9 protein-coding genes are annotated in these 9,794 nt (G+C 66.0%); 4 read left to right on the forward strand and 5 right to left on the reverse strand.

Features of this window, described 5'->3' with window-relative positions; translation table 11 throughout:
• Positions 1 to 126 precede the first annotated feature (126 nt).
• The 4 genes from prfA to VDP82_RS08915 all read right to left on the reverse strand — a co-directional run bounded on the left by prfA (position 127) and on the right by VDP82_RS08915 (position 6,002).
• Positions 127 to 1,203 (reverse strand): peptide chain release factor 1, encoded by a 1,077-nt coding sequence (prfA, locus tag VDP82_RS08900; RefSeq protein ID WP_323014495.1) that lies wholly within the window; start codon positions 1,201 to 1,203, stop codon positions 127 to 129.
• 168 nt (positions 1,204 to 1,371) lie between these two features.
• Positions 1,372 to 3,639 (reverse strand): phosphoenolpyruvate--protein phosphotransferase, encoded by a 2,268-nt coding sequence (ptsP, locus tag VDP82_RS08905; protein ID WP_323014496.1) that lies wholly within the window; start codon positions 3,637 to 3,639, stop codon positions 1,372 to 1,374.
• 60 nt (positions 3,640 to 3,699) lie between these two features.
• The gene (locus VDP82_RS08910; RefSeq protein WP_323014497.1) at positions 3,700 to 4,965 is read right to left on the reverse strand and encodes an aspartate kinase; all 1,266 of its coding nucleotides are present in this window, start codon (positions 4,963 to 4,965) and stop codon (positions 3,700 to 3,702) included.
• Positions 4,966 to 5,096: 131 nt separating this feature from the next.
• Positions 5,097 to 6,002: a dihydrodipicolinate synthase family protein gene (locus VDP82_RS08915; protein WP_323014498.1), complete on the reverse strand. Its 906-nt coding sequence runs from the start codon at positions 6,000 to 6,002 to the stop codon at positions 5,097 to 5,099.
• 181 nt (positions 6,003 to 6,183) lie between these two features.
• Between VDP82_RS08915 and ubiG the strand changes: the two genes are divergently transcribed.
• From ubiG to VDP82_RS08930, 3 genes are all read left to right on the forward strand, one after another.
• Positions 6,184 to 6,918: a bifunctional 2-polyprenyl-6-hydroxyphenol methylase/3-demethylubiquinol 3-O-methyltransferase UbiG gene (gene ubiG / locus VDP82_RS08920; RefSeq protein WP_323014499.1), complete on the forward strand. Its 735-nt coding sequence runs from the start codon at positions 6,184 to 6,186 to the stop codon at positions 6,916 to 6,918.
• A gap of 146 nt (positions 6,919 to 7,064) precedes the next feature.
• The gene (gene fdxA / locus VDP82_RS08925) at positions 7,065 to 7,403 is read left to right on the forward strand and encodes a ferredoxin FdxA (protein WP_323014500.1); all 339 of its coding nucleotides are present in this window, start codon (positions 7,065 to 7,067) and stop codon (positions 7,401 to 7,403) included.
• Positions 7,404 to 7,755: 352 nt separating this feature from the next.
• Complete coding sequence (locus VDP82_RS08930) at positions 7,756 to 8,319, forward strand: CarD family transcriptional regulator (protein WP_323014501.1); 564 nt, start codon at positions 7,756 to 7,758, stop codon at positions 8,317 to 8,319.
• 128 nt (positions 8,320 to 8,447) lie between these two features.
• Here VDP82_RS08930 and VDP82_RS08935 read toward each other — a convergent pair whose 3' ends face one another.
• Positions 8,448 to 9,275, reverse strand: coding sequence for an SAM-dependent methyltransferase (locus VDP82_RS08935; RefSeq protein WP_323014502.1), 828 nt, complete (start codon positions 9,273 to 9,275; stop codon positions 8,448 to 8,450).
• Positions 9,276 to 9,309: 34 nt separating this feature from the next.
• Here VDP82_RS08935 and VDP82_RS08940 point away from each other — a divergent pair.
• On the forward strand, positions 9,310 to 9,794 hold a 485-nt coding region (locus VDP82_RS08940; RefSeq protein WP_323014503.1), incomplete at its 3' end, for a double zinc ribbon domain-containing protein.

The following is a 9,794-nucleotide window of genomic DNA, read 5'->3' on the forward strand; positions in this document are numbered from 1 at the left end:
CCAGCGCCCCCAGGCCCAGCGCATGGCCGGCCAGCAGCTTGGCGTCCAGCGCCGCAGTGTCGAACCCCAGCCGCGCCAGCACGTCGCGCCAGCCGCGCCACACCTGGCCGATCGTGGGGACCGGGCTCAGTTGGCGGCCTCCAGCGCCGCCAGCTGCTCGGCCTGGCTGGTGGTGATCAGCGCCTCGATCAGCTCGTCCAGCGCTTCCCCGGTCATCACCTTGTCGAGCTTGTAGAGGGTGAGGTTGATGCGGTGATCGGTCATCCGCCCTTGCGGGAAATTGTAGGTGCGGATGCGCTCGGACCGGTCGCCCGAGCCCACCTGCCCCTTGCGCTCGGCGGAGCGGGCATTGTCGCGCTCCTCGCGCTGCATTTCATAGAGGCGCGAGCGCAGCACGATCATGGCCTGCGCCCGGTTCTGATGCTGGCTCTTCATGCTCGATGTCACCACCAGCCCGGTGGGCAGATGGGTGATGCGCACCGCCGAATCGGTGGTGTTGACGTGCTGCCCGCCCGCGCCCGAGGAGCGCATGGTGTCGATGCGGATATCCTCGTTGCGGATCTCGATATCGATGTCCTCCACCTCCGGCAGCACCGCCACCGTGGCCGCCGAAGTATGGATGCGCCCCGAGCCTTCCGTCACCGGCACGCGCTGCACCCGGTGCACGCCGCTTTCGAACTTCATGCGCGCATAGACGCCCTTGCCCGACACATTGGCGATGATTTCCTTGAAGCCCCCCATTTCGCCGGGGCTTTCCTCCATCACGCTCACCTTCCAGCCGTGATTGGCGGCATAGCGTTCATACATGCGGAACAGATCGCCGGCGAACAGCGCCGCCTCGTCCCCGCCGGTGCCGCCGCGAATTTCCAGGATCACCGATTTTTCGTCGGCCTCGTCCTTGGGCAGCAGCAGGATGCGGATATTGTTGAACAGCGTCTCGATTTTTTCGTCGAGTTCGGCGATTTCCGCCTCGGCCATTTCGGCCAGGTCCTTGTCGCCCGATTTGAGCAGGGCCTCGGCCTCCTCGTGCTCGCTCAGCGCCTTCTTGTAGGCGCGGATTTCGCCCACCACCGGCGCCAGCTCGGCATGCTCCTTGGAGAATTTGACGAATTCATCCGGCCCCGCGCCGCCCGACAGCGCCGCCTCGACATATTGAAACCGGGTCTCCAGCGCGTCGAGCTTGTCCTGGGGAAGAGATGCCATTCAACTTGTCCTGCCAACAACCACCGGGTCATTCCGGCGCAGGCCGGAATCCATGCGCGGGAGTCTCCCGGCCCTGGATGTAGCGGATGGTTCACAACATGGATCCCGGCCTGCGCCGGGATGACACCGTGCGTTTAATAGGTGCAGCGCAACATCGCAAGCACGGCGCTAGACCGGCAGCTTCTGCTTTTCGATCCAGTCCTGCAAAAGCCGGCGCACGTTCACCCCTTCGCCCCCCTCGCGCAGCGCCGCCTCCATGGCGGCCTGGATGGGCTTGAGGTCGAGATTGAGCACCAGCTCCTTGATCGGCCCGATCGAGGCCGGCCCCATGGACAGCCGCGTCATGCCGATGGCCATCAGCGCCAGCGCCTCCAGCGGCTTGCCGGCCAGTTCCCCGCACATGGTGATGGGCACATTGTAGCGCCTGGCCGCATCCACCACGAGCCTGATGGCGCGCAGGCGCGGCACGGCGATGGGATCATATTGCTTGGCGACGCGCGGATTGGCCCGGTCCGATGCGGTGAGGAACTGCACCAGATCGTTGCTGCCGATGGAGACGAAGTCGGCCTCGGGCATGAGCTGGTCCAATTCGAACAGCAGCGAGGGCACTTCCACCATCACCCCCAGATCGAGCCGGCTCGGCACCGGCCGCCCCTGGCGGCGCAGGCGCTCGACTTCCTTTTCCACCACCATGCGGGTTTGCAGGAATTCGAAGGTCTCGGTGACCATGGGCACGAGGATTTTCAGCGGCCGTCCATTGGCGGCCAGCAGCAGCGCCCGGATCTGGGTGCGCAGCAGCCCCGGCCGCGCCAGCCCCAGCCTGATGGAGCGAAAGCCCATGGCCGGGTTTTCCTCGGCCATGGAGCGCTGATAGGGCAGCACCTTGTCCCCGCCGATATCGAGCAGGCGGAACACCACCGGCCGCTCCCCGGCAATGGCCATGGCCTCGGCGTAAAGCTCCATCTGCTCGGAGAGCTTGGGCAATTTGGAGGCGATCATGAACTGCAATTCGGTGCGGAAGAGCCCGACGCCCTCGGCCCCGGTATCGTCCAGCATGGGCAGGTCCGCCACCAGCCCCGAATTGTGCAGCAGCGTGATGGCGACGCCGTCGCGCGTCACCGCCGGCCGGCTGCGCAGGGCGGCATAATGGGCGCGGCGCCGCGCCGAGACGCGCACCTTGTCGATATAGGCCTGCTCGATATCGGGCGTGGGGCGCAGATGCACGATGCCCGCCGTGCCATCGAGGATGATGTCGTCCCCGCTCTCGCTCATCGAGACGATGGATTGGGCCTGCCCGACGGCCACAAGGCCCAGCGAGCGCGCGACGATGGCGACATGGGCGGTGCTGCCGCCCTCTTCCAGCACCACGCCGCGCAGCTTGGTGCGGTCATATTCGAGCAGTTCCGCCGGCCCCATATTGCGCGCCACCAATATGGCGTTGTCCGGCAGTTCCTTGCGCTCCAGCGCATGGCCATTGCCGGTCAAAACCCGCAACAGGCGGTTGGCCAGGTCGTCCAGATCGTGCAGCCGGTCGCGGATATAGGGGTCGGTCTGGCGCATCATGCGGGCGCGGGTGTCGTTTTGCACCCGCTCCACCGCCGCCTCCGCCGACAGCCCATTGTCGATCGCCTCCACCAGCCGGTTCACCCACCCCCGGTCATTGGCGAACATGCGGTAGGTTTCCAGGATCTCCCGGTGATCGGTGGCGCCGGCCATGTCGCCATGGTCGAGCATGGCGTCGATGGAAACGCGCATCTTTTCCAGCGCCGCTTCCAGCCGGTGCTTTTCGGCCTCGGTGTCCTCGGCGATGAAATTGGAGACCACGACGCGCGGATCGTGCAGCACCACCGTGCCCAGGGCGATGCCATCGGTAAAACTGACGCCGTTGAACATGCGGGGCCGCCTCAGGTCGATGTCTGACCCCGGCTTGATGAGATTGTCGAAATCCGAGGTGGCGATCATCTCGGCCAGAATTGTGGCCGTAGTCAGCATGGCCTCGGTTTCGTCCTCGCCATAATGGCGCTGCTCGGCATTCTGCACCACCAGCACGCCCAGCGTCTGGCCGGCGCGCAGCACCGGCACGCCCAGGAACGAGGCATAGCGGTCTTCCCCGGTTTCGGGGCGATAGGCGAAACCGGGATGGCTGGGGGCGTCCTCCAGGCTGAGCGGCTCGGCCTCGGCGGCGATCAGGCCCACCAGCCCCTCGCCCAGCCGCAGCGTGGTCATATGCACCGATTCGGCGGCCAGCCCCTTGGTGGCGAACAGCTCCAGCGCGCCGTCGTCGCGCAGCACGTAGAACGAGCAGACATCGGCCCGCATATTGTCGGCGATGAGCGCCACGATCTTGTCGAGCCGCGCCTGCGAAGCCAGAGGCTCCGCCATGGTTTCGCGCAACTGACGCAGCAGCACCCTCGGGCCGCCTATTGTCGTGACCATTCTCTACAGACGACCCGGCGGGCCGCCTCCCTCACGGACGCGGCCCATCCTCGATGGCGCTCAGGCGTCCTGTCTGTCCAGACCGTAATAGGTATGCAGAGCCCGAACCGCAAGCTCGGCATATTGTTCATCGATCAATACCGAGGTCTTGATCTCGGATGTGGTGATGAGCTGGATATTGATGCCCTTGTCGGCCAGCGCCCGGAACATCGAGCTGGCGACGCCCGCATGGCTGCGCATGCCCACCCCGATCACCGACACCTTGGCGCCGCCCTTGGAGCCGCTGATGCGCGCATATTCGATGCGGCTGCCGGCATTTTCCAGCGTCTTGATCGCCCGGTCATATTCGCTGTCGGGCACGGTGAAGGTGATGTCTGTTGTCGCCCCGTCATCGGCGATGTTCTGCACGATCATGTCGACCACGATGCCCTGGTCGGCCAGCGTGCCGAAAATGGCCGCCGCCACGCCCGGATTGTCCTTGACGTCGCGCAGGGTGATCTTGGCCTCGGCCTTGGCGAGCGTCACGCCCGAAACGATCTGCTTTTCCACGATCTCATCCTCATCGCAAACCAGTGTGCCCGGCACGCCGGGGGTCCCGTCCGGGCCCAGCTGCGGCGCGTCGGGGTCATCGAAGCTCGACCGGACCACCAGGCGCACCTTGTGCGCCATGGCCATTTCCACCGAGCGGATCATCAGCACCTTGGCGCCCAGCGAGGCCATTTCCAGCATTTCCTCGAAGGAAACGCGGCTCAGCCGCTGCGCCTTGGGCACGATGCGCGGATCGGTGGTATAGACCCCGTCCACATCGGTATAGATATCGCAGCGGTCCGCGCCAATGGCCGCCGCCACCGCCACCGCCGAAGTGTCCGAGCCGCCCCGGCCCAGCGTGGTCACGCGCCCATGGGGCGAAATGCCCTGGAAGCCGGTGATCACCGGCACCCAGCCATCCTTGAGGCGCTTGTCCAGTTCGGTGGGGTCGATCTCCACGATCCGCGCCGCCCCATGGGCGTCGTCGGTGCGGATCGGCACCTGCCAGCCCGAAAAGCTCCGCGACTGGATGCCCATTTCCGAAAGCACGATGGCCATCAGCCCCGCCGTCACCTGCTCGCCCGAGGCGACCACGGCGTCATATTCGCGCGCGTCGTGGATGGGGCTGGCCTCGTTGACCCAGCCCACCAGCTCGTTGGTCTTGCCACTCATGGCCGAAACCACGACGACGACTTCGTTGCCGGCCTCGACCTCGCGCTTGATGTGGCGCGCCGCCTGGCGGATGCGCTCGACATTGGCCACCGAAGTGCCACCGAACTTGACGACGATACGGGCCATCTTTTCCCCGGAACTCCGCCGAACCCGGCGGTACGCTGCATATGGCGGGGGAAATGCCACAAAGCGGGGGCGCAATCAATGGGAATGACGGGGACGGGGCGCCCGATCCGATCCATAGGGTCGTCGACGCTTCAGGGATCGAGCAGGCCGGGCGGCAGGCTTGCCAGCATGTCGCCCACCTGCCGCCTCGCCTCGTCGGCAAGGGGCAGGAGCGGGCGCGGCGGATCGGCGCGACAGATGCCCAGCATCTCGATAAGCGCATAGATGACGCGCAGGCTCGAATAGTGCCGGAAAAGCGCCCAGAGCGGCGCCAGTTCGGCATCGAGGCGGCGCGCCTCATCGGCCTGGCCGTCCCGCGCGGCCCGGATAATCTTGAGGCAGATATGCGGGAACAGCCCGCCCAGCACGCTGTACCAGGCGTCGGCGCCGGCGATCATGGTCTCGCTCGCCAGCCAGTCGCCGCTGCACCCGATTGAAAAACCGGCCGGCACCAGGGCGCGCTGCCGGGCCAGAAGGCCTGGGGCATCCTGCGCCGTCCAGGCGGGGTTCTTGATCGCAACGATGCCGGGCACCTGCGCGAGCCGGGCGACGAGCCCGGGCGTGAAGGCAAAATGCGTCGTTGACGGATTGTCATAAAGGACGAGGGCAAGCCCGCTCTCCCCGGCCACGGCCGAGACGTGCTCGAAGACCTCGTCCTCGGTCAGCGGCGTATAGGAGGGGACCGAAAGCAGTCCCGCCGCCGCGCCGATGGCTTTTGCGTCCTGGGCCAGCCGCACCGCCTCATCGGTGCGCAACGCGCCGACGCCCACGATAATGGGCAACCGCCCCTTGGTCTCGTCCATCGCCGTTTCGATGGCCCGCCGCCGTTCCTCGCGGCTCAGATACATATAGATGCCCGTGCTGCCGAGCAGGCCGATGGAATCCACCCTGGCCTCCACCAGTCGGGCAACCAGGGCGCGCAGCCCAATGGCGTCGACCCGCCCCGCTGCATCGGCCGGCGTGACCGGAAAAGCCGACAGGCCCCTTGCCAACATCATGTCTTCGTCCCCGGCCCTGACCGCTTGTGGGCGAACAATGTCAGGTTTGGGGGAGCGCAATCAAGCGATCGGTTTGCCGGGATCGAGCAAAAATCGGGCTTGCGCCAGTAGCCGGCTGCGACACGCCGCGCCTTGCTCCCGCCACCTCCTCCGGTTCATATGGCACCAAATGGAGCTCGCCATGACCGCCACCACCATCAACGAGGCCGAGATCGCCAAATTCACCGCCATGGCGGAGGAATGGTGGGATCCCAAGGGCAAGTTCAAGCCGCTGCACAAGTTCAATCCGGTGCGGCTGGGCTATATCCGCGAGCATCTGCTCGCCCATTTCGGCCGTGATGGCACCGACCTCAAACCCTTCGAGGGCCTGTCCATCCTCGATGTCGGCTGCGGCGGCGGGCTGCTTTGCGAGCCGCTGGCCCGGCTGGGCGCGAGCGTGACCGGGATCGACGCGGCCGAGCGCAACATCGCCATCGCCCGCATCCATGCGGAGAAATCCGGCCTCGCCATCGACTATCGCGCCACCACCAGCGAGGCGCTGGCGGCAGAGGGCAAGACATTCGACATGGTGCTCAACATGGAAGTCGTTGAGCATGTCGACAATGTGCCGCTCTTTCTCAAGAGCTGCGCCGATCTGGTCCGGCCCGGCGGGCTGATGCTCACCGCCACCCTCAACCGCACCGCCCGCGCCAGGGTGCTGGCCGTCTTTGCCGCCGAGCGCGTGCTGCGCTGGCTGCCCCCGGGCACCCATGACTGGAACAAATTCCTCACCCCCGAGGAGATCGGCGCCCTGCTCGCCCGCAACGGGCTCAAGGTCACCGGCCGCACCGGCGTGGTCTTCCACCCCCTGGCCGACGAATGGCGCCGCTCGCCCGACCTGGCCGTCAACTATATGGTCATGGCCGAAAAACCCTGACCCCCGCCTCTCCCGGCCAAGCCGGGAGCATGGCTTTCCGCCCTGCGACGTCGGGACGCCAAGCCTTGCTCCGCCCAGCCTTGCAGCGGGCGGCAAAAGGGTTTAGCACCGGACGCGTTGAGATCCCTGCCGAGCTGCCGTCCGATATGACCTATGTCGTCACCGATAACTGCATCGTCTGCAAATATACCGACTGCGTGGAAGTGTGTCCGGTGGACTGTTTCTACGAAGGCGAGAACATGCTGGTGATTCATCCGGACGAGTGTATCGACTGCGGCGTGTGCGAGCCCGAATGCCCCGCCGAGGCGATCCTGCCCGACACCGAGAGCGGGCTGGACGACTGGCTCGAACTCAACCGCAAATATGCCGCCATCTGGCCCAACCTCACCGAGCGGCGCGATCCGATGCCCGAGGCCAAGGAACGCGATGGCGAGACCGGCAAGCTGGAGAAGTATTTCTCCGAAGCGCCCGGCGAGGGCGACTGACCCCGCCGCGCCCCTCCGGTTCCGGCCCTTGCCCGGGGCCGGGCCTCATCACGGCCCCCGGCTGCGCCATCCGGCGCCACGCGAAAACACGCCCTGATTCGTAGTTTTTGATTTTGCTGAAATTTTGTGCTATGGTCTTTTCCTAAGCAGTTGAGCTCGTCATCCAGCCCGTGCCGCAAGGCACGATTTTTTTGACAATATTGGTGGTTGAACGGACCTTTGGCCAAGCGGAACCGAAGGTCTGGAGACTTTGCTGCGCGGCGCCCGGCGGGCGTCTTGGATGAAGAGTAGGAGTGGACGGTCCTTCCCGCGGGAACTGTCCATTTGGGGCGTCAAAAGGAGTACCGGTATAATGGTAGCCAAGAAGTCACAGCAGCGGCTGGGGTTCAAGACGGGCGAATATGTCGTTTATCCGGCGCATGGCGTCGGCATGATCGTCTCGATCGAGGAACAGGAAGTCGCCGGCATGACGCTGGAACTGTTCGTCATCAGCTTCGAGCAGGACAAGCTGACCCTGCGCGTTCCCGTGGCCAAGATCAAATCCGTCGGCATGCGCAAGCTGGCCGAGGAAGCCGAGGTCAAGAAGGCGCTGGAAACGGTCACCGGCCGCGCCCGCGTCAAGCGCACCATGTGGTCGCGCCGCGCCCAGGAATATGAAGCCAAGATCAATTCCGGCGATCTCATCGCCATTTCCGAAGTGGTGCGCGATCTCTACCGCTCCGAGGAGCAGCCCGAGCAGTCCTATTCCGAGCGCCAGCTTTTCGAGCAGGCCATGGACCGCATGAGCCGCGAGATCGGCTCGGTCAACAAGCTCACCCTCACCGAGGCCGTGCAGCTCATCGAGAAGAATCTCGCCAAGTCGCCCAAGCGCGGCAAGGCCGATGCCGCCGAGACCGACGAGGAAGCCGCCGCCTGAGGCACATGTCGTTTTATTTCAAGGGGCTGGTGTTCGCACCGGCCCCTTTTTTGTTGCTGGAATGCGACAAAAGGGGACGCTCGGCGTTAACAGTCTGCTAACCGAGACGGGCTCGCGGTTGCTGTTCGCTAACGCCCCAATACGTCTTTCAGCCGCACCGTGGCGCTGCCCGGGCGCAGCGGTTTCTGCTGGCTTTCATGCGGGGCCCAGCCGGCCAGCCAGATGATTTCCAGCGTCGCCCGAACCCGCCCGTCGGGGTCGGCGTCGCGCTCTTCATAAGCCGCCGACGCCGCCGCCAGCAGCGCCCGGCTCGCCGGGATTTTCGGCCGCTCCCGCAAGGGGTTGGCCGCGCCCATGGCCTTGATGTCTTGCATCAGCGCCAGCGGCGAGGCGTAGCGCACCACATGGGTTTCCACATCGGCCACCGGCAGCGCCAGCCCGGCCCGCTGCAACAGCGCCCCGCCGTCGCGCACCTGAATCATCGGCGCCACCCGCGCCGAGGCGCCGCCGTAAACCATTGTATCTGCTGTAAGAAACGCCTCGCGCAATTCGGTCAGCGTTTCCCCGCCCAGCGCCGCGATCATCAAAAGCCCGTCCGGCGCCAGCCGCGCCCGCAGCCGCGCCAGATAGCCCGGCACGTCATTGACCGCTTGCAGATGCAGGATCGAGACGATGAGATTATAGGGCTCGCCCTCGCCCAGCGCGAGGTCGTCGCCCTCGCCAAAGGCTTGGTAGCGCTCGAAATTCACCACGCCCTTGCCGGTGAGGGCGCTGGCCGGCAGCAATTCGGGATCGGGCCCGATGATCATGGCGCGGGGAAAGTCGCGCAGCATTGCCCCCAGTCGATCCTCGAAATCCTCCAGCACCAGGGCGGTGACGAAATCCCCCGCCTGCCGGCGCCGGGCCAGATGGGCCGCGATCAGCGCGGTGTCGAAGATGGCGGGCGGCTGGCTCATCATGCTCTTGCGGCCGGAGGGAGGGAAACGCAGTATGGGTCTTATGGAGAGCGCCGAGGAGCTTGTCAAAAGCCGTTATCCCCGCCTGGCGCCCCTGCGCGCCGCGCGGCGGCTGGGCGGGGCCGTGCTCGACCTGCTCTATCCGCCGGCCTGCCTCAATTGCGCCGCGCCCGCTGCCGCTCCGGACACGCTGTGCCCCGCCTGTTTCCGCGCCCTTCGCCCCATCACCGCGCCGCTCTGTCCCCGGCTCGGCCTGCCTTTTGCCGTGTCCATCGGGCCCGATGCGGTCTCGGCCGAGGCGCTGGCCGACCCCCCGCCTTTTGGCCGGGCGCGGGCGGCGCTGGTCTATAACGAGGCGGCGCGCAGCCTGGTCTCCCGCCTCAAATATGGCGACCGGCCCGAGCTTTCGCGCTTCTGCGCCCGGCTGATGGCCGGTGCCGGCCACGAGCTCTGGTCGGATAATCCCCTGCTGGTGCCGGTGCCGCTGCACCCAGCGCGCCTGCGCATGCGCCGCTACAA

The organism is Devosia sp., assembly GCF_034675085.1.
GTDB lineage: Bacteria > Pseudomonadota > Alphaproteobacteria > Rhizobiales > Devosiaceae > Devosia.

Coding starts and splice junctions, on each gene's coding strand:
- ubiG (WP_323014499.1), top strand. CDS start 6,184: ATGACCGCCACCACCATCAACGAGGCCGAGATCGCCAAATTCACCGCC.
- ptsP (WP_323014496.1), bottom strand. CDS start 3,639: ATGGTCACGACAATAGGCGGCCCGAGGGTGCTGCTGCGTCAGTTGCGC.
- prfA (WP_323014495.1), bottom strand. CDS start 1,203: ATGGCATCTCTTCCCCAGGACAAGCTCGACGCGCTGGAGACCCGGTTT.
- VDP82_RS08935 (WP_323014502.1), bottom strand. CDS start 9,275: ATGAGCCAGCCGCCCGCCATCTTCGACACCGCGCTGATCGCGGCCCAT.
- VDP82_RS08930 (WP_323014501.1), top strand. CDS start 7,756: ATGGTAGCCAAGAAGTCACAGCAGCGGCTGGGGTTCAAGACGGGCGAA.
- fdxA (WP_323014500.1), top strand. CDS start 7,065: ATGACCTATGTCGTCACCGATAACTGCATCGTCTGCAAATATACCGAC.
- VDP82_RS08910 (WP_323014497.1), bottom strand. CDS start 4,965: ATGGCCCGTATCGTCGTCAAGTTCGGTGGCACTTCGGTGGCCAATGTC.
- VDP82_RS08915 (WP_323014498.1), bottom strand. CDS start 6,002: ATGATGTTGGCAAGGGGCCTGTCGGCTTTTCCGGTCACGCCGGCCGAT.